The 19,021-nt window shown below is 71.8% G+C and carries 15 protein-coding genes; 11 read left to right on the forward strand and 4 right to left on the reverse strand.

Annotation, left to right across the window (positions count from 1 at the left end; genetic code table 11):
- Window positions 1–132 precede the first annotated feature (132 nt).
- The 9 genes from HHX40_RS36810 (at window position 133) to HHX40_RS18950 (ending at window position 12,706) form a co-directional block, all read left to right on the forward strand.
- Window positions 133–1,362 carry a sirohydrochlorin chelatase gene (locus HHX40_RS36810; RefSeq protein ID WP_259403702.1) on the forward strand — a complete coding sequence of 410 codons (1,230 nt, stop codon included), beginning with the start codon at window positions 133–135 and terminating at the stop codon, window positions 1,360–1,362.
- A gap of 249 nt (window positions 1,363–1,611) precedes the next feature.
- Window positions 1,612–2,697 (forward strand): nicotinate-nucleotide--dimethylbenzimidazole phosphoribosyltransferase, encoded by a 1,086-nt coding sequence (gene cobT / locus HHX40_RS18915; RefSeq protein WP_182881614.1) that lies wholly within the window; start codon window positions 1,612–1,614, stop codon window positions 2,695–2,697.
- 116 nt (window positions 2,698–2,813) lie between these two features.
- Window positions 2,814–4,046 carry a uroporphyrinogen-III C-methyltransferase gene (cobA, locus tag HHX40_RS18920; protein WP_111700855.1) on the forward strand — a complete coding sequence of 411 codons (1,233 nt, stop codon included), beginning with the start codon at window positions 2,814–2,816 and terminating at the stop codon, window positions 4,044–4,046.
- A complete protein-coding gene (locus tag HHX40_RS18925) occupies window positions 4,043–6,394 on the forward strand; it encodes a GTPase (protein ID WP_310738178.1) in 2,352 nt (783 codons plus the stop codon). Before cobA ends, HHX40_RS18925 begins: the two co-directional genes overlap by 4 nt.
- 49 nt (window positions 6,395–6,443) lie before the next feature.
- Window positions 6,444–8,075, forward strand: coding sequence for a GTPase (locus tag HHX40_RS18930; RefSeq protein ID WP_182881615.1), 1,632 nt, complete (start codon window positions 6,444–6,446; stop codon window positions 8,073–8,075).
- A gap of 125 nt (window positions 8,076–8,200) precedes the next feature.
- The gene (locus tag HHX40_RS18935; RefSeq protein WP_182881616.1) at window positions 8,201–8,911 is read left to right on the forward strand and encodes a single-stranded DNA-binding protein; all 711 of its coding nucleotides are present in this window, start codon (window positions 8,201–8,203) and stop codon (window positions 8,909–8,911) included.
- A 265-nt stretch (window positions 8,912–9,176) separates the two neighbouring features.
- Complete coding sequence (locus HHX40_RS18940) at window positions 9,177–10,478, forward strand: GGDEF domain-containing protein (protein ID WP_182881617.1); 1,302 nt, start codon at window positions 9,177–9,179, stop codon at window positions 10,476–10,478.
- A 10-nt stretch (window positions 10,479–10,488) separates the two neighbouring features.
- On the forward strand, window positions 10,489–12,153 hold the full coding sequence (ettA, locus tag HHX40_RS18945; RefSeq protein WP_182881618.1) for an energy-dependent translational throttle protein EttA: 1,665 nt from the start codon (window positions 10,489–10,491) through the stop codon (window positions 12,151–12,153).
- Window positions 12,154–12,265: 112 nt separating this feature from the next.
- Window positions 12,266–12,706 carry a thioesterase family protein gene (locus tag HHX40_RS18950; RefSeq protein WP_310738179.1) on the forward strand — a complete coding sequence of 147 codons (441 nt, stop codon included), beginning with the start codon at window positions 12,266–12,268 and terminating at the stop codon, window positions 12,704–12,706.
- 164 nt (window positions 12,707–12,870) lie between these two features.
- Here the strand turns inward: HHX40_RS18950 and HHX40_RS18955 are convergent, their stop codons facing one another.
- The 4 genes from HHX40_RS18955 to HHX40_RS18970 all read right to left on the reverse strand — a co-directional run bounded on the left by HHX40_RS18955 (window position 12,871) and on the right by HHX40_RS18970 (window position 16,408).
- The gene (locus tag HHX40_RS18955) at window positions 12,871–14,421 is read right to left on the reverse strand and encodes a glycoside hydrolase family 13 protein (protein WP_182881619.1); all 1,551 of its coding nucleotides are present in this window, start codon (window positions 14,419–14,421) and stop codon (window positions 12,871–12,873) included.
- 30 nt (window positions 14,422–14,451) lie between these two features.
- A complete protein-coding gene (locus HHX40_RS18960) occupies window positions 14,452–14,835 on the reverse strand; it encodes a globin (protein ID WP_310738180.1) in 384 nt (127 codons plus the stop codon).
- Window positions 14,836–14,869: 34 nt separating this feature from the next.
- A complete protein-coding gene (locus HHX40_RS18965; RefSeq protein ID WP_310738181.1) occupies window positions 14,870–15,886 on the reverse strand; it encodes a mechanosensitive ion channel family protein in 1,017 nt (338 codons plus the stop codon).
- A 261-nt stretch (window positions 15,887–16,147) separates the two neighbouring features.
- Window positions 16,148–16,408, reverse strand: a complete 261-nt coding sequence (locus HHX40_RS18970) for a hypothetical protein (RefSeq protein ID WP_182881620.1) — start codon at window positions 16,406–16,408, stop codon at window positions 16,148–16,150.
- Window positions 16,409–16,740: 332 nt separating this feature from the next.
- Between HHX40_RS18970 and HHX40_RS18975 the strand changes: the two genes are divergently transcribed.
- Both HHX40_RS18975 and HHX40_RS18980 read left to right on the forward strand, forming a co-directional pair.
- Complete coding sequence (locus HHX40_RS18975) at window positions 16,741–18,336, forward strand: helix-turn-helix transcriptional regulator (protein ID WP_182881621.1); 1,596 nt, start codon at window positions 16,741–16,743, stop codon at window positions 18,334–18,336.
- 9 nt (window positions 18,337–18,345) lie between these two features.
- Window positions 18,346–18,912, forward strand: coding sequence for a GNAT family N-acetyltransferase (locus HHX40_RS18980; protein ID WP_310738182.1), 567 nt, complete (start codon window positions 18,346–18,348; stop codon window positions 18,910–18,912).
- The last annotated feature ends 109 nt before the right edge of the window (window positions 18,913–19,021 follow it).

Consider the following 19,021-nt stretch of genomic DNA (forward strand, 5'->3'; position numbering starts at 1 on the left):
GCGCCTGCCGTCACGCGCGCGCCCGGCACCCCGCCCACGGCACGCCCGGCACGACCGGCCGGCGCGCGGGCGCTCCGGTGGGAGCGGAGGATTGTGAACGACACGCAGGTCAACGCAGGGGAGATCAGCTAAATGAAACCGCCGCTGCTGCTCATCGGCCATGGCACCCACGATGAGACCGGCGTGGCCGAGTTCGGCAGGTTCGTCCATCGGCTCCGCTGCCGCCTCGACGGGCTTCCCGCCGAAGTGAGCGGCGGCTTCATCACGAACGCGCGCCCCCAGCTCGGCCAGTCCATCGCCTCCCTGGTGGCCCGGGGCCACCACCACCTGGTCGCCGTGCCGCTCAGCCTGACCGGCGACCGGCGCGCGCTCGGGGACATCCCCGGCACCATGGCCCTGGAGCAGGAACGGCATCCGACGCTTGAGTACGACCTCGGCCGTCCGCTCGGGCCCGATCCCCGCGTGCTCAGGCTGCTCGCGGAGCGACTCGCCGACGCCCGCGCCGAGATGCCCCGGTTCGTCACCGAGGAGCCGCCCGCCGAGATCACGCCTGGCGAGACCGCGGTCGTCCTCGTCGGGCACGGCTCCACCGATCCCGCCGTGAACGCCGAGGTCCATCGGGTCTCGCGACTGTTCTGGGAGACCCACGCCGCCGACCTGCTGACCGTGGAGACCGCCTACGTCTCGCACACCCGTCCCGGTGTGCCCGGCGGCCTGGAGCGCTGCCGCAGGCTCGGCGCGAAGCGCGTGATCGTCCTCCCGTACGTCCTGTTCGCGGGTGCCGTCCTCGAACGCATCTGGGCGCAGGCGCTCGCCTACGGCGCGAACCACGAGGGGCTCGACATCCGCTGCGCCGAGGTGATCGGCGACTGCGAGGGCCTCGCCGACGTGGTCATCGACCGGTACGAGGAGGCGCTCGCGGGAGCCGGGCACTCCCCGGTGCCGGTCACCGTCCCCGCCGCGACGCGGCCGGCCCCGGCGGCCCCGGGCCGTCCGTCCGTCGTGCCGGTCGCCGTGCCCGCGATCGGGACGGCGGGGCCGGACATGCCGGTGATCGAGACGCTGGACGCCGCAGCCCTCGACGTGGACGCCCTCGACGTGGAGTTCGACGTCGACGCTCTCGAAGTGGAGACGTTCGAGGCGGAGGTGCTCTCGCCGGAGGTCTTCGACGCCGACGCCTTCGACTCCGAGGCATTCGACGCTGAGGCGTTCGGTGCCGAGGCGTTCGACGGGAGGACGGAGGCCGCCGCCGAGACCGATACCATGATCGGCGCGACCGGCCACGCCGAGGCCGTCACGGAGATCCGCGGCGGTTCACCGGACGGGCCGCTCGCCCAGCCAGGAGTGGCCAGCGCGGTGTAGCCCGGCCTCGTCCGGCACGGTGATCCCGCACGGTGATCCCGCGCGGCGATCGGCCGCGTGATCGGTCGCGGCGGGAGCCACGCGCGGGCGCGGGCGGGTGTGACGAGTGGGTGCGGCGGGCCGGACCGGAGTGCCGGGCCGGGATCGCTGGCCGACTCGGCTGACCGGCTCGGCAGGCTGACGTGGCGGGCCGGCTCGGTGAGCCGGCCCAGCGGGCTGACACGGCGGAACCGTGACGAAGGAGAGAGCATGACGTCCCTCGGCGAGACGCTCGGCGCGGTCCGGCCGGTCGAGCCCGGCCCGATGGCGGAGGCCCGGGCGCACCAGGACCGGCTCACGAAGCCGAGCGGCTCTCTGGGAGTCCTGGAGGACGTCGCGGCCCGGCTGGCCGGCATCGCGGGCGCCTGCCCGCCGCCGCTCCCGGCCCCGGCCGCCCTGGCGATCTTCGCGGCGGACCACGGCGTGCACGCGCAGGGGGTGAGCCCCTGGCCGCAGGAGGTCACCGCGCAGATGGTGGCCAACTTCGCCGCCGGGGGAGCGGTCGCCAACGCCTTCGCCGCGCAGGTCGGCGCGTCGGTGACGGTGGTGGACGTGGGTGTTGCGGCCGACCTGCCTCCCGCCGACGGACTGCTCGTCCGCAAGGTCGCGTACGGCACGGCCGACCTGTCCCAGGGCCCGGCGATGACGCGGGAGCAGGCGACCGCGGCCCTGACGGCCGGGGTCGAGGTCGCCCGGGATCTCGTCGCCGCCGGTGCGCGCTGCCTGGTGACCGGAGACATGGGCATCGCGAACACCACCGCCTCGGCCGCCCTGATCTGCGCCTTCACGGGCAGGGAGGCCGCCGGGGTCACCGGGCGGGGCACCGGCGTCGACGACGCCATGTATCAGCACAAGATCGAGATTGTCCGGCGCGGCCTGCGGGCCAACGGGATCGCCGAGGCGGAGGCCGTACCGGGCGGCCCGGACTCCGCGCTGCGCGTGCTCGCGGCGGTCGGCGGGCTGGAGCACGCGGCGATCGCGGGTTTCGTGATCGGCGCCGCCGCGGCCCGGGTGCCGGTGATCCTCGACGGAGTGATCGCCGGAGCCGCGGCCCTGGCCGCGAGCGCGCTCGCCCCGGACACCGTCGGATACTGCCTGGCCGGGCACCGGTCGGCGGAGCCCGGACACGCGGTGGCGCTGACGCATCTGGGCCTGGAGCCCCTCGTCGACCTGCGGCTCCGTCTCGGGGAGGGCACCGGCGGCCTGCTCGCCCACCCTCTGGTGAGCGCCGCCGCGCGGGTGATGCACGAGGTCGCCACCTTCGACTCCGCCGGCGTGACGGACAAGGGCGATTGAGACGGTGGGACACCCGCCCGCGGCCGTCCGGTCTCGTCGGGTGAATGCGGCCGGAGCCCAGCGGGTAGGTTTGCCTCCTAACTATGCACCCTTGACGCAACAGGGAGACTGAGGTCATGGCGCCCTACCTGCTCGGCCTGCGCCTCGACGGGCGGCGTGTGCTCGTGGTCGGCGGCGGACGCGTCGCCCAGCGGCGGATCCCCGCGCTGCTCGACGCGGGAGCCTCCGTCACTCTGATCTCGCCCAGCGTGACCCCCGCGCTGGACGATCTCATCGCCACCGGGCGGGTGACCTGGGAACAGCGTCCGTACCAGGTCGGCGACTGCGACGGCGCGTGGCTCGTGCATGTCTGCACCGACCACCGCGAGGTCAACACCGCGGTCGCCGCCGAGGCCGAGGCCAAGCGCATCTGGTGTGTCAGGGCGGACGACAAGGACGCCTCCGCCGCCTGGACCCCCGCGCACGGCCGGGTGGACGAGATCGGCGTGGCGGTCACCGCGGGCGGAGACCCCCGGCGTGCGGCGGGGATCCGGGACGCCATCGTCGGCGCGCTCAGGGACGGGACCGTCGACGCCCGGCGGCACCGCACCAGGCCGGTCGGGGTGGCCCTGGTCGGCGGCGGCCCCGGCGACCCCGGCCTGATCACGGTGCGCGGCCGCCAGCTTCTGGCCCAGGCCGACGTGGTGGTGGCCGACCGCCTGGCGCCGCGAGCCCTCCTGGACGAGCTGTCCCCGGACGTCGAGCTGATCGACGCCGCGAAGGTCCCGTACGGCCGGTCGCTGTCCCAGGAGAAGATCAACGAACTGCTCGTCGAGCACGCCCGGATGGGCAAGTTCGTCGTACGGCTGAAGGGCGGCGACCCCTTCGTCTTCGGGCGGGGCGGCGAGGAGATGATCGCCTGCGCCCGCGCGGGGATCCCGGTGACCGTGGTGCCCGGCATCACCAGCGCGGTCGCGGTCCCCAGCGCGGCCGGCGTCCCGGTCACCCATCGCGGTGTGAGCCAGGAGTTCCACGTCGTCTCGGTGCACGTCGCGCCCGGCGACCCGAGGTCCACCGTCGACTGGCCGGGACTGGCGAGATCAGCGGGAACCCTGATACTTCTGATGGCGGTCGAAAGGATCAAGGAGATCGCCGAGGCCCTGCTTCGAGACGGACGTTCGCCGGAAACTCCCGTGATGGTGGTACAGGACGGTACTCTTCCGACCCAGCGAGCCGTTTCCGCCACCCTGTCGACGGTGGCGGAACGGGTGACCGCGGCCGGAGTTCGGCCTCCGGCGATCGTGATCGTCGGCGAGGTCGTCAAGGTCGGCCAGGAGATCGAAATGGTGCGAGCGGAGCGGGTCCCGTGAGATCGGCAGCCAGGAAGACGCCCGACCACGGGACCGGTGCGGGTTCGGGCGAGGCCGTCACCGACGAGCCGGACGCCGGGGATCCGCCGCCCGAGTCGCCGGGGGAGCGGACGGTCGCGTTTCCCCAGATCCGCGACGACGTTCCCGTCCTGCGGCCCGGCGCCCCGGAGCCCACGGCCCACGACGACGTCCTGCCCGAGAACTCCGGCCCCGAGGCCGGGGCCGGTTCCGTGGCCGTACCCGGGACGGACGAGGCAGTGCCCGGCGCGGCGGACGACGGGACCGTCCCGGGCCAGGACGGGCCGGACGGCGCGCCCGGAGACGTACGCGACGACGGCCGGGACGATGCCGGGGACGATGCCGGGGATGATGCGGAGAACGACGCCGGGGACGAGGCGGACGCGGCCGGCGAGGCGGACGGAACGGACCCGGCGGGCGCGGCCGAAGAGGCGGCGGCGGTAGACGCCGCCGGCGCGGAGGACCCGGCGGACCCTGTGGAGGCGGAGGGCGACTCCGGCGAGGCAGACCCGGTGGACGCGGAGGACGACTCCGGCGAGGCGGATCCGGCGGACGCGGAGGATCCGGAAGCCGGGGCGGACGCGGCAGTCGCGGAGGACGGCGAGAACGCGGAGGACGGGGAGGACGCGCCGGGCGAGGACCGGATGCGCGAGATCCCGATGCCGGAGCCGGTCTCCGCCGCGCTGACGGAGGCGCTCAACCAGCTTCGCACGGCGGTCAAGGACCTGCACTTCGGCCTCGACGTGCCGGGGGCGGAGGAGGCGCGCAAGGCGCAGGCGGCCGTGCTGGCCCAGCTCGACGACTACGTCATCCCGCGTATCCACCTGAGCACGGCGCCCGCGATGATCGTCGTGGCGGGGTCCACGGGGGCCGGCAAGTCCACCATCGTCAACTCGCTCGCGGGCCGCCGGGTCACGGCCACGGGAGTGCGCCGCCCGACCACGGGCACGCCTGTGCTCGCCGTCCACCCCGGCGACCTCGAGTGGTACGCGCGGGGCGATCTCCTCGGCGGCCTGGAGAGGCTCGACGAGCCCCCGGCGGAGGCCGCGCCCGGCGGCGTCGTCCTGGTGCCGAGCCCGTCGATGCCCGCGGGGGTGGCCCTGCTCGACACGCCCGACATCGACTCGGTCGTGGAGGAGCACCACGAGATCGCGCACCGCATGCTGGACGCCGCCGACCTCTGGGTGTTCGTCACCACGGCGTCCCGGTACGCCGACGCGCCGTCCTGGGGCCTGCTGCGGCGGGCCAAGGAGCGCAGGGCGCGCCTGGTCATCGTGCTGTCCCGGGTGCCGCCCCGGTCCCGCGACGTCATCATGAAGCACTTCGGCCGGATGCTGAAGGAGTACGGCCTCGGCGACGTCGAGCGCTTCGTCATCAACGAGACGACCGTCCAGGAAGGGCGGCTGCCCGAGATCGAGATCGCCGAGCTGCGGATGTGGCTGACCGGGCTGTCCGTCGACGACGAACGGCGGGAGGAGGCCGTACGGGCGACCCTGAACGGCGTGCTCAACAGCTTCCGCACCCGCCTGCCCGCGCTCGCCCGGCACCTGGAGACCCAGGTCGCGCTGCGCGCCGACCTGCGCTCGGACGTGGACGCGGCGTACATGGGGGCGCTCACGGAGATCGACGAGGCGACCCGGGACGGCTCGCTGCTGCGGGGCGAGGTGCTCGCGCGGTGGCAGGACTTCGCCGGCTCCGGCGACCTCATGCGCACGCTGCACCTGCGCCGCGGCGCCAAGGGCCACCACCAGGGTCCCGAGCGGGTCCGCGGGCTGAAGGCGGCGATCCGCGCCGGCCTCGAATCCCTGGTCACCTCGGCCGTCGAGCGGGCCGCCGAGGAGGTCGTGACCCGGTGGCGGCAGCGCGCGGGCGCGGGCGACCGGCTCGCCGCCACTCCGGGGCTCGGCCGTCCGCCGGAGGACATCGCCCGCAGGACCGCGAGGACGGTCGCCGCCTGGCAGGAGCACGTCACCGAACTGATCCGCACCGAGGGCGTGACCAAGCGCTCGGTGGCCAAGCTGGTCTCGTTCGACGTGGAGTCGCTGTCGCTGATCTTCATGATCGGCCTGCTCGGCTACGGCGCCACGGATCCGCAGGCCGCCACCGGCGCCGGGGCGCTGCCCCAGCGGCTGCTGCGCGGCCTGCTCGGGGCCGAGTCGCTGCGCAGCATCAGCGCCAAGGCCCGCAGCGACCTGCGGGCCAGAATCGGCCTGCTCTTCGACGAGGAGACCCTCAGGTACGTCGACGCCCTCGACAGCGCGGGCATACCGGACGAGGCCGCGGCGACGCGGCTGTACCAGGCGACGTACAACCTCGAGGTCGCACGATGACGGAGCCCATCCGGCCCGGGACGCCCCGGGCACCGACGGTGAGGGATCGATGACGACTGTCAGCACCGCCGAAACGCAGCACGGGCTGGGGTCCAGGCTCGCCGCCCTGGCCAAGATCGTCGAGTTGGGTCAGGGGCGGGTCGACCCCGCGCTGATCACGGAGGCGGCCCAGCTCCTGCTGCGCGCGGGCGACCGGCTCAAGCTGTCGTCCGCCCACACCGTCGTCGCGCTCGCCGGGGGCACCGGAAGCGGCAAGTCCTCCCTCTTCAACGCCATCTCCGGGCTGGAGCTCTCACCCACCGGGGCGCGCCGGCCGACCACCGCGCGCACGCACGCCTGCGTGTGGGGCATCGACGGGGCGAGCCCGCTGCTCGACTGGCTGCAGATCCAGTGGCGGCACAGGTTCGCCCGCGCCAGCGCCCTGGACCGGGGCGAGAGCCAGTTGCACGGGCTGATCCTGCTGGACCTGCCCGACCACGACTCGATCCGCGCGCTCACCGATCCCGAGGCCCATCGGCTCATCCAGCTGGCCGACCTCGTCGTGTGGGTGCTCGACCCGCAGAAGTACGCCGACGCCTCCGTCCATCGGCGTTACGTCGCCGAGCTGACCGGGCACGACGCGGTGACGGTGTTCGTGCTGAACCAGGCCGACCGGCTCACCTCCGAGGAGCGGGCCGAGTGCGCGGGCGATCTGGAGGACCTCCTCCGGCGTGAGGGGGTCGCCCACCCCCGGGTGGTGACCACCTCCGCCACCACCGGCGAGGGCGTCGACGGCCTGAAGGCCGTCCTGGCCGAGTCCGTCGCCGCCCGGCGAGCGGCCTACCAGCGCCTCGAAGCCGACCTCGACCGCCTGGTGGTGCGTCTGGTGAAGGACCTCCCCGAGATGCTGCGGGTCGAACCGGCGGTGGACGCCGCGCGGCGTGCCGCGCTCGTCGACGCCCTGTGCGACGCGATCGGCGTCTCCGCGCTCGGCGAGGCCATGGAGAACGTGTACGGCGTCCGCTCCATCTCCTGGGTCGGATGGCCGTACGCGCGCTGGGCCGCCCGCGTGCGGCCCGATCCGATCAAGAGCCTCCGCCTCGGGGCCGTGAAGGACGACATCCGCGGCCTGGTCGGCAGCTCGGTCACGGCGCAGCCCGCCGAGGTGGACAACGCCGTGACGGCGCTCTCCGACGGGCTCACCGCCGGCATGCCGGAACAGTGGCGGGACGGCGTGCGCCAGGCCGCCCGGTCCCGGTCCGGTGAGCTGCCCGGGGCGCTGTCCGCCGAACTGTCGGAGGTGGCCCCGCCGCTCGACCGGGTGCCCGGCTGGTGGTGGCTGCTGAAGATCTGGCAGTACCTCCTGGTGATCATGTTGGCCGCGGGCCTGGCCTGGGCCGGGGCGATCCTGGCGTACGGCGTGTTCGGAGCGGGCCGGCCGCCGGCCGAGGCCCTCGGCGACGTGGCCCTGCTGCCCTGGGTGGGGCTGATGATGATCAGCGTCCTTGGGCTCGGCCTCTTCTCCGCCATGGCGAGCAGGAACTTCGTGGTCCTGGGCGCGGGCAGGGAACGCGACCGCCTGGAACGCGACATGAGGCGCCGCGTGGACCTCCTCGCGCAGGACATGGTCATCCAGCCGGTCGAACGCGAACTGAACCGCTACAACGAGTTCTTCGGCGCGATGGCGGCCACCCGCCGCTGACCCCACCGGGTTGTCCACAGGTGTCCGGCCGTCCACAGAACGCGTTTCCGGCCCGTGCGGGGACGGCCGCCCCGGCGAGGGTGGCATCCGAGCCCGGCGGGTGACCGGGCCGGAGAGGCACTTCCATGAGCGACATCTACGTCACGCTGAGCGGGAACGTCACCGACGACCCCAGGCAGTACCGGTTCCGCGACGGCTCGCACGTCACGTCGATGCGGATGGCCGTCAACCGGCGCGTGCTCGACCAGCAGACGAACACCTGGCAGACCAGGGACACCACCTACTACGTGGTCCGCTGCTACCGGGGACTGGCCGACAACGTCCAGCAGTCGATCCGCAAGGGCCATCCGGTCGTCGTGTACGGCAAGCTGCGCATCAAGCAGTTCGAGCGGGAGGGCGAGCAGCGGTTCTGGGCCGAGATCGAGGCGAGTTCCGTGGGACACGACCTCAAGTGGGGCATCACCACCTACGAGAAGCCGATCCGCGCCTACTCCGCCGGAGCGGTCAGCGAGGACGACCGCCAGGCGATGGAGGACGCCACGAGGGAGTGGGAACTGACCGGACGCACCGCCGCCGGCGCCCGTCCCGCCGACGGCGGTGAGACCGACGAGGCCTTCGACGCCCTCGTCGGCGGCCGGAGCGCGACCGCGGCGGAGCGCCCCGCCCTCGGCGCCCCCGACGGGGAGCGCGGCGGCGCGACGGCGGACGCGGATCCTGTCGCCGAGCCCGATGCCGAGCCGGATGCCGAGGGAGACGCGGGCGTGGTCACGGGCATGGAGCCCGGCGCACAGGAGAACGCGGACCACTTCCTGCTCCCACGCACTCTGGCAGCCTGAGCCCGCTGTGCTTGGGAGTGCGCCGGCGGGGCGGGACGACGCGAGCGGCTCCCTGCTCCCACGCACTCTGGCGGTCTGAGCCCGCCGGTCGCGGGAGTGCGGTGTCGCCGGGCTCGGGCCCCGGGCAAATCGCCGCAGACACCCCCGCAGCCCATCGGATGCAGATGGCCCGCGTGAAGGGAGCGGTTCCCGTCGCGCGTCGCACACTCCGCAACTATTGTGTTACACATAGTGAGATGCTGATTTGGCGTCGTTGGGGGGCGGGATGACGGCAACCGGTCAGAGCTCGGCGAGGACGCGCGGCACGATCTGCTCCCGGAGCCGCTGGCCGTTGCTGACCCAGCCGCCCGCCCTCGTGTCCTACGTCTGCGCGATCCTGGCGTTCTACACCGTCCTGGTCGCGGTGCTGGCCAGGGCGACCGTCTTCCACACCTGCGACCTCGCCATGTTCGGGGCGCTCACGCTGTGCGGCGCCGTCTGCATCGAGGCCACCCGCCGCCTCGGCATGCCCGCCGGCGTGTCCCGCGACCTGCTGTCGGCCTGGTGGCTCCCGGCGGCGTTCCTGCTGCCGCCGGTCTACGCCCTGCTGGCGCCCGTCCCGATGCAGATCCTGCTCCAGCTCAGGGTGCGGGCGACCGTGCTCTACCGGCGGGTGTTCAGCGCGGGGGCGATCGGGCTCGCGGCGGGCGCCGCGTCCACCGCCTTCCATCACTGGGTGGCCGGACCGGCGCGGCTGTCCTCGGGGCAGGGCGGGCCGATCGTGGTCGCCGCGGCCTGCGCGGTGCTGTTCACCGTGCTCAACACGGCGCTGATCGCGGTCGCGGCGCACGCGTCCGATCCCGAGGGCCGCTGGGGCGAGGTTCTCTGGGACCGCGAGCGCGTCCTTCTCGACGCGGTCGAGCTCTGCCTCGGTGTGCTCGTCGCCGTCGTCTGCGGGATCAACCTCACGCTGCTGCTGCTCGTGCTGCCGCCCGTCGTGCTGCTCCAGCGGAGCCTGATGCACGCGCAGCTCCAGGCTGCCGCCCGGACGGACGCGAAGACCGGCCTGCTGAACGCCGCCGCCTGGCAGCGGGAGGCGGACACCGAGATCGTCAGGGCGCAGCGGACCGGGAACCCCCTCGCGCTGGTGCTGGTCGACATCGACCACTTCAAGAAGGTCAACGACACGTACGGTCATCTGGTCGGCGACCAGGTGCTCGCCGAGGTGGCCGCCACCCTCCGCACGCAGTTGCGCGAGTACGACGTGGTGGGCCGGTTCGGCGGCGAGGAGTTCGTCGTGCTGCTCCCGGGCGCCGACGTGCACGAGGCGCGGCGGGTGGCCGAGCGGCTGCGCGTCCGGGTGGGCCGCATGGCGGTGCCCACCGAGCAGGCGGCGGTCACGGTCACGGTCTCCGCCGGGGTCGCGATCCTCAACATCCACGGCGAGGATCTGCTGGAGCTGCTCGCCGCTGCGGACCTCGCCCTCTACCGCGCCAAGGAACTCGGCAGGGACAGAATCTGCCTCCCCGCCGCCCCACTGGCCCCTCCTCCCCGCAGCGCGGACGGCGCTGCCGGTGCGATCCCCTAGGCTTGAAGGCATGCCGGAGTACATCTACACGTTGCAGCGCGTGCGCAAGGCGCACGGCGACAAAGTGGTCCTCGACGACGTCACGCTGTCGTTCCTGCCGGGGGCCAAGATCGGCGTCCTGGGCCCGAACGGCACGGGCAAGTCCACGCTGCTCAAGATGATGGCGGGGCTGGAGCAGCCGTCCAACGGCGAGGCCCGGCTGATGCCCGGCTTCACGGTCGGCATCCTCCAGCAGGAGCCGCCGCTCAACGACGCCAAGACGGTGCTCGGCAACGTCGAGGAGGGCGTGGCCGAGACCAAGGCGATGCTCGACCGGTTCAACGAGATCGCCGAGCAGATGGCCACCGACTACAGCGACGCGTTGCTGGAGGAGATGGGCCGCCTGCAGGACGCCCTCGACCACCGGAACGCGTGGGACCTCGACAGCCAGCTCGAACAGGCCATGGACGCGCTGCGCTGCCCGCCGCCCGACGCCGACGTCACCCAGCTCAGCGGTGGCGAGCGCCGCCGGGTCGCGCTGTGCAAGCTGCTGCTCGAACAGCCCGACCTGCTGCTGCTCGACGAGCCCACCAACCACCTCGACGCCGAGAGCGTGCAGTGGCTGGAGCAGCACCTGGAGAAGTACCCCGGCACCGTCCTGGCCGTCACCCACGACCGCTACTTCCTCGACAACGTCGCGAACTGGATCCTGGAGCTGGACCGCGGCCGCTGCTTCCCCTACGAGGGCAACTACTCCACCTACCTGGAGGCCAAGGCCGCGCGTCTGAAGGTCGAGGGGCAGAAGGACGTCAAGCGCAAGAAGCGCCTGGAGGAGGAGCTGCAGTGGGTGCGGTCGAACGCCCGCGCCCGGCAGACCAAGAGCCGCGCCCGTCTCCAGCGCTACGAGGAGATGGCCGCCGAGGCCGACAAGTACCGCAAGCTCGACTTCGAGGAGATCCAGATCCCGCCGGGCCCGCGCCTCGGCACGACGGTCATCCGGTCCGAGAAGCTGAGCAAGGGCTTCGCCGACCGCCTGCTCATGGACGAGCTCTCCTTCGACCTGCCCCGCAACGGCATCGTCGGCATCATCGGCCCGAACGGCGTCGGCAAGACCACGCTGTTCCGGATGATCACCGGCGCCGAGACCCCCGACAGCGGCGCGATCACCATCGGTGAGACCGTCAAGATCTCCTACGTGGACCAGAGCAGGGCCGGCATCGACCCCGCCAAGAACGTCTGGCAGGTCGTCTCCGACGGGCTCGACCACATCAAGGTCGGCAACGTCGAGATGCCGTCCCGGGCGTACGTCGCGGCGTTCGGGTTCAAGGGTCCCGACCAGCAGAAGCTCGCGGGCATCCTGTCCGGCGGCGAGCGCAACCGGCTCAACCTCGCGCTCACGCTCAAGCAGGGCGGCAACGTGCTGCTGCTCGACGAGCCCACCAACGACCTCGACACCGAGACCCTCTCCAGCCTGGAGAACGCGCTGCTCGACTTCCCGGGCTGCGCCGTGATCACGTCCCACGACCGGTGGTTCCTCGACCGGATCGCGACCCACATCCTCGCGTGGGAAGAGGGCTCGAACTGGTTCTGGTTCGAGGGCAACTACGCCGACTACGAGAAGAATAAGATCGAGCGGCTGGGCGCGGAGGCGGCCCGCCCGCACCGCGTCACCTACCGCAAGCTCACCCGCGACTGATCAGGGCTCTCGTCCCGTCCCCCGCCGTGCCCGGCGGGGGACCTCGCGGCCACCTTCGCGGACACCGCCCCGTCCGGGCGAACCTCGGTGGTCGCGGCACTAGGTTGGAGCGGTGACCGAGCCGATCCTCGCCGGCCCTGCCGAGCACGCCCACCGTTACGTCTTCGAGCGCAAGGTGCGCTTCGCCGACATCGACAGCTACGGCCACGTCAACAACGTCAGATTCTTCGACTACCTCGAAGACGCGCGGGTGTCCATGCTGTGGGAGCGCCCGCGTGACAGCGATGGAAACCGGCTCGACCTGGTGGTGGCCCGGCAGGAGATCGACTACCGGCGGCCGCTGAACTTCCGCCCCGACCCCGTGCGCGTCGAGGTGTGGGTGACCGAGATCTCCAGGTCGCGGTTCACCCTGGCGTACGAGATCCGTGACGACGCGACCCTCTACGCCGAGGCGCGCACGATCCTGGTCGCCTACGACTCCGCCGCGGGGTGGCCACGCAGGCTCGGCGAGGATGAGGTCGCCTTCCTCCGCCGGTTCTCCGCCCCCGCCTGAGCCCACCCTGGGTCGCCCACCCTGAGTCGCCCCGCCCGGCGGCCCTCCGACGACCCCTGAGCCCCACCTGGGACCGGCCGCGGAGGAACGGCGGCCGGTCGCACGTGGCGGGGAGCGAGGGAGATCGGGGAGCGGGACGGCGGAGACGCGCGCCGCCCTCCAGGTCAGGCGGTGAGCAGCCAGGCCGCGGTGTCGCGCGGGAGGTCGGTGCCGTCGAGCGGGCTGCTGGTGATCAGCACCTGGTCGTGCGGCGGCAGCGGGACCGCGCCCTCGCCGCAGTTGACGACGCAGAGCAGCCGTCCCCGCTGGAAGAACAGCGTCTCCTCGGGCGAGTCCAGCCACGTGATCGCGTCCGGCAGCGTGCCGCGCAGTTCCCGCCGCGTCCGCAGCGCCTGCCGGTAGAACCACAGCGTCGACGCGGGGTCGGCGGCCTGCCGTTCGGCCGTGAGGCCGGCCCAGTCCGCGGGCTGCGGCAGCCACGACCCGCCCGGCCCGAAGCCGTACGGCGGCTCGGTGCCCGACCACGGCAGCGGCACCCGGCAGCCGTCCCGGCCCGGCACCTCGCCGTTCGAGCGCGCGAAGATCGGGTCCTGACGCGACTCCGGCGGCAGGTCGGTCACCTCGGGAAGCCCGAGTTCCTCACCCTGGTACAGGTACGCGGAGCCGGGGAGGGCGAGCATGGCCAGCAGGGCCGCACGCCCCCGCGCGAGGCCGGCCCCGGGGTCGAGCGACCCCTGCCCGTACCGGGTGACGTGCCGTACGACGTCGTGGTTGGACAGTACCCAGGTCGGCGAGGCGACCGCGACGAGGGTGTCGTCGATGACCTTGCGGAACGCCGTGGCCGACCAGGGGGCCTCCAGCCAGGCGAAGTTGAAGCTCTGGTGCAGTTCGTCCGGCCGCACGTACAGCGCGAGGTCCTCGGCGGAGTCGGTCCAGACCTCGCCGACGGCGACGCGGGTGCCGGGATAGGAGTCGAGCACCCGCCGCCAGTCGCGGTAGACGTCGTGCACCTCGGGCCGGCTCCAGATGGGCGACTTGGCGGTGAACCCCGGATCGGTGTCGGGCAGTCCCTCCGCCTTGATGAGCCCCATCGCCACGTCGATGCGGAAGCCGTCCACGCCGCGGTCCAGCCAGAACCGCAGGATGTCGAGGAACTCCTCGCGTACCTCGGGGTTACGCCAGTTGAAGTCGGGCTGCTCCGGCGCGAAGAGGTGGAGGTACCACTGCCCGTCGGGCACCTGTGTCCAGGCCGGGCCGCCGAAGGTGGACATCCAGTTGTTCGGCTCGCCGTGGCCGCCGCCGGTGCCCTCGGGGCCGCCCTCCCGGAACATGTACCGCTCGCGCTCCTGCGAGCCCCTGGGCGCCGCCAGCGCCTTCTGGAACCACGGGTGGGCCGAGGAGCTGTGGTTGGGCACGATGTCCACCATCAGCCGCAGGCCGTGCGCGTGCGCGTCGGCGACCAGGTCGTCGAAGTCGGCCAGCGTCCCGAACAACGCGTCGACGTCGCGGTAGTCGGCCACGTCGTAGCCGCCGTCGGCCATGGGGGAGGGGTAGAAGGGGGTCAGCCAGATCGCGTCGACGCCGAGTTCGGCGAGGTACGGCAGGCGGTCCCGGATTCCCGCCAGGTCGCCCGTACCGTCGCCGGAGGCGTCGGCGAAGCTGCGGACGTAGATCTCGTAGACAACGGCATCACGCCACCAGGGGGTTTTTTCCATGAGAGATGGGCTGCCCGCTGCTCGCGTTACTTATGCGTTGACCAGGCTGTGGGCGGCGTAGACGAGATAGTCCCACAACTGACTCTCCCGCTCCGGCGGCAGTTCCAGGGAGCGTACGGCGTCGCCCATGTGGCGCAGCCAGGCGTCCCGCTCGGCCTCGCCGATCACGAACGGCATGTGCCGCATCCGCAGCCGGGGATGGCCGCGCTGCTCGCTGTAGGTCTTCGGACCTCCCCAGTACTGGATGAGGAACAGGCGCAGCCGCTCCTCGGCCCCGGTGAGGTCCTCCTCCGGGTAGAGCGGACGCAGCAGGGGGTCCTCGGCCACACCCTCGTAGAACCGGTGCACGAGCCGCCGGAAGGCGTCCTCGCCGCCGACCACCTCGTAGAAGGACAGGGTCTGCTCGCTGGTCACGCTTTCAGCCTAAGCCAGTTACCGATCGGTAAGGTCAGGCGGCGAAGGCGATGCCCTTCTCGTCGAAGGCCTTCTTCACCCGCAGCCGCAGCTCACGGGCGACCTCCAGGTGCCGGGCCGGTACCGTCTTCACACTGACCCGGAAGATGACGGACGTGCCGGACACCGACTCCAGCCCGAAGACCTGAGGTTCCTCGACGATCACCAGATCCCGGTACTCCGGGTCGTCCCACATGTCGTCGGCGAGTTTCTTGAGCAGGTCGCGCACCGTCGCGATGTCGGCCGCGTACGGGACGGGCACGTCCACCAGGGCCCTCGACCAGCCCTGCGACTCGTTGCCGACCCGGGTGATCGTGCCGTTGCGGACGTACCAGACCTTGCCGTCGGCGTCGCGCAGCCGGGTGATGCGGAGCGTCACGGCCTCCACGGTGCCGGTGGCCACACCGGTGTCGATCACATCGCCCACGCCGTACTGGTCCTCCAGGAGCATGAACATGCCGGCGATGAAGTCCTTGACCAGCTCCTGCGCGCCGAAGCCGAGCGCCACACCGATGATCCCGACGCTGGTGAGCAGTGGCGTGATCGGTATCCCGAGCTTCGCGAAGATCATCAGCGCCCCGGTGCCCAGGATCACGACGGACGCGAGGCTCCGCAGCACCGAGCCCATGGTCTCGGCGCGCGCCCTGCGGCGCTCGGTCATGATCGCCGCCGCGGCGTCCACGCTCGTCAGCACCGTCTTGCCGCGCAGCCGCTCAGGCAGCACGCCGACGCTCGCCCGCACGGTGAGCCGGGTGATCAGCCGGAGCGCCACGTTCCGGACGATCAGCGTCCCGACGAGGATCAGGGCGATCATCAGGAACACGTCCACGACGCCCGCCACCAGCTGCACCCAGGCGGGGAAGTCCCGATTCGGGAAGGCGCTGTTGAGCACCGTGCAGAAGACGCCCTCGCTCTTCTCGCACGCCGCCGACACCTTGGCCGCGATCACGTCCGGGTCGGGCAGGCTCGGGCTCGGCTCTGGGCTGGGTGTCGCGGGCGACAGCGGCAACACGAGGTGGATCCCCCCACGGATCAGATCGACGACAGCTTCTCGAACGTAGTCAATACTGCCGACAGATCCGGCCTCCGTCACATCGCCGGGGGGACGGGAACGCGTCCGGCGCCGCGAGGGCGGACGGCACGCTCCGGTGACGGCACGGCAGGGCGCGGGCGCGCACCCGGAAGCGCGTCCGGCGCCGTTCTCCAGGAGGGGATCCCCTCGATGACCGCCCGGTCCCGCCCGCTCGGCGGAACCGGACGGTGGTCGGTGCGGCTACTCGCTCACGGCGGCGAGCACGCGGGCGACCTTCGACGCCGCTCCGGCGGGGTCGTCCGCCCGGTGCATCCGCTCGCCCCAGGACCACCAGTAGTCCGCCGCCTGGCAGACGACGTTCTCCGTGAGGCTCGTCGCGGCGGGGTTGATGACCCGCACGTAGGCGCGGCCCGAAGGGGTGTGTACGACTCGCGCGAGCAGGCCCCGCGCGTCGAGTTCGGCCACCAGACGCTCCAGGCGCAGGAAATCCTCGGTCCCCACCGCCGGTCCTCCTTCATTTCCGTTCCCGGCTGATTGTGTACTTTGCGTTTTCGCTCGATCACTCTGGTGCGCCCAAGATGGCTCACTGACACGCCCGGGTCAACGCCGGGTCAAGATGACCGGTGGAGGAAAACCCCTGTCGGGTGAAAGAAAACCCTCACCGGGAGACGATCCTTAGTCAATCTCCTCAAGTTGGGGACTTGGCCTCGCAAAGGGTGTTCCATCATTATGGTGTGGGCGGAGTGCGACGGGCGAGTCACCCTCCGTGACTGATTCCGTGATCGGTCAAACACGCGGCTGCGAGTGCGGCCGGCCACGAGAGAGGGGCCGGGATGTCCGGCAGGCAACACAGGGAGACGGAGATCGCGCGCCAGGTCCGGGCGCGCGGCCTGGCCGCGGGGTACACCCTGGCCCAGATCGCCGCGCAGATCTACGAGGCCTGCGCGCAGCGCTTCGGCACGACGCGGATCAAGGCTCACCGCCTCTCGCACGGCGTGGCGCTGGCCGACGTCATCGAACAGGTACGCGCTCTCTTCGAGCGGGACGGCAAGCCGGTGCCCGGCATCGGCGAGACGCTACTGTCCGCGTACGAGTCGGGCATGAAGCGGCCCGGCCCGGAATACCTCCACTATCTGTGCTCGGTCTACCGCGTAGAACCCCTAGCTCTGGGCTACGACGGCCCGTGCATCTGCGGACACGGACACGAGGTTCTCGTGGACGCCGCGTTCGAAGACGCCAGACCACACATTTCACCCGCTCCGTGGGCAGGCCCGGCGTCGCCGGCCTCGCCGGACAACTGCACCCCTTCGTTGGACGGGGGCGAGGAGGACGAGAACGTGCTTAGGAGGACGCTGTTGAGGCTCCTTGCCGGCGGCACCGTGAGCGCGGCCGGCCTGAACGAGCTCAACGAGGAGGTGCTCGGCGCCGTGGAGAACCTCAGACGGCGGATGGACGAGACCATGGTGAGGGCCACCGTCTCCCCGGCGATGCTCGACCAGTGGGAGCAGGCCACCTCGGGGTTCGGCCGGCAGTACATGAACACGCCGCCGGTGCGGCTGCTCTGCGACGTGATGCTGGAGTTCGCCGCCGTGCGCAAGGCGCTGAACCACCGCCAGCCCGTCGACGTGCAGGAGCGGCTGTGCCGGATGTCCGCCCAGCTCGCCGGACTGTCCGGAATGCTCATGATCGATCTGGGTGACCAGCGGCTGGCCCGCTCGTTCTTCCGGACCGGCCGGATGGCGGCCGACGAGACCGGCGACCGCGCCCTGCGCGCCTGGGTGACCGCCCGGGAGTCGCTGGTCCCGCTGTACTACGGCGACCCCCGTGAGGCGCTGACGCTCGCCAAGAAGAGCCGCGACCTGGCCGGTACGACTCCGTGTGCGGCGCGCACCATGGCGCCGGTGGTCGAGGCGAGGGCGCTGGCGAAGATCGCCGGCCTCGGCGGGTCGCGGCACGACGTGGTGGAGCAGGCCAAGCGAGCGCTGCACCGGGCCAGGACGGCCTTCGCGCAGATGAACGACAGCGACCGGGAGAACCCGGCCTTCGGCTACACCGAGCGGCAGCTCTACTTCTACCAGGGCGACGTCCTGGTGCGGCTGGGGCAGACCGTGGAGGCCGACGTGGTCCTGGAGAAGGCGCTCTCCCAGTATTCGGACGACGATCTGCTCGACCAGACCCTGATCCGGTTCGACCAGGCGCTGTGCCGGCTGATCGAAGGCGACGTCGAGGCCGCGCTCCAGCTGGGCCGCGCCGCGATCGAGATGGTCGACAAGGACCACCGGACCGACCTCCTGCTCAAGCCCGGATACGACCTGGAGAAGGCGGTACGGGCCAAGCACGGTGACTCGCCCGAGCTCAAGGAGTTCCGGGAGATGCTCGCGGAGAGCCGGGTGGGCATCCCCAAGGGCCTGATAAAGGACGTCGGGTGAGGAGGATGAGTGGCAGAAGACGCGCCGGCGGGTGACCTGGAGTGCGACGCCCTAAGGGAAGGCGGTGAGAGCGAGGCCGCGCCTCTCCGGATCCGGCGGTACCGGTGGTCGGACCTCGACACCGTGTGGTCCCTCCACCAGATCGGCCTCGCCCAGGTGGGTGTCGTGCCGGGTGACGGCGTCTACTACGACGACGACTTCCCCCGGATCACCGAGGTCTACCTGGCCGCCGGGGGCGATTTCCTCGTCGGAGAGGTGGCCGGGGCGGGACTCGTCGCCATGGGGGGCCTGCGGCGTATCGACGACCACACGGCCGAGATGTGCCGGCTCCGGGTCCACCCCGACCACCAGCGGCGTGGTTACGGCGCGCGGATGACGGAGGAGCTCGAGGAGCGCGCCCGCCGCCTCGGCTACTCCCGGCTGCTCGGCGACACCACGCTGCGGCAGGTCGCCGCGCTGGAGCTCTACCGTAAATCCGGATGGCGGGAGTTACGGCGCGAAGCCCGAGGCGACAATGTAGTGATTTATATAGAGAAGCAGCTGGGCGGCGTTGTTTCCCAGCTTTTCCCGCGATAGATAATGCTTACATCCCTTGGCGGATAGCTGATCACTGCGAATACTTGTGCCTTGTCCACAAGAGTGGGGAAAGAGGCATGATGAAGAAGATCATTATCCGCAAACCGGG

Origin of the sequence: Microbispora sp. H10949, assembly GCF_014161435.1 — a bacterium.
In the GTDB taxonomy this organism is placed as follows: Bacteria; Actinomycetota; Actinomycetes; order Streptosporangiales; family Streptosporangiaceae; genus Microbispora; species Microbispora triticiradicis.

Excerpts from the sequence above, each read along its gene's own strand:
- HHX40_RS36810 (WP_259403702.1), top strand. The coding sequence starts at position 133 with ATGAAACCGCCGCTGCTGCTCATCGGCCATGGCACCCACGATGAGACC.
- cobT (WP_182881614.1), top strand. The coding sequence starts at position 1,612 with ATGACGTCCCTCGGCGAGACGCTCGGCGCGGTCCGGCCGGTCGAGCCC.
- cobA (WP_111700855.1), top strand. The coding sequence starts at position 2,814 with ATGGCGCCCTACCTGCTCGGCCTGCGCCTCGACGGGCGGCGTGTGCTC.
- HHX40_RS18930 (WP_182881615.1), top strand. The coding sequence starts at position 6,444 with ATGACGACTGTCAGCACCGCCGAAACGCAGCACGGGCTGGGGTCCAGG.
- HHX40_RS18935 (WP_182881616.1), top strand. The coding sequence starts at position 8,201 with ATGAGCGACATCTACGTCACGCTGAGCGGGAACGTCACCGACGACCCC.
- HHX40_RS18940 (WP_182881617.1), top strand. The coding sequence starts at position 9,177 with ATGACGGCAACCGGTCAGAGCTCGGCGAGGACGCGCGGCACGATCTGC.
- ettA (WP_182881618.1), top strand. The coding sequence starts at position 10,489 with ATGCCGGAGTACATCTACACGTTGCAGCGCGTGCGCAAGGCGCACGGC.
- HHX40_RS18955 (WP_182881619.1), bottom strand. The coding sequence starts at position 14,421 with ATGGAAAAAACCCCCTGGTGGCGTGATGCCGTTGTCTACGAGATCTAC.
- HHX40_RS18975 (WP_182881621.1), top strand. The coding sequence starts at position 16,741 with ATGTCCGGCAGGCAACACAGGGAGACGGAGATCGCGCGCCAGGTCCGG.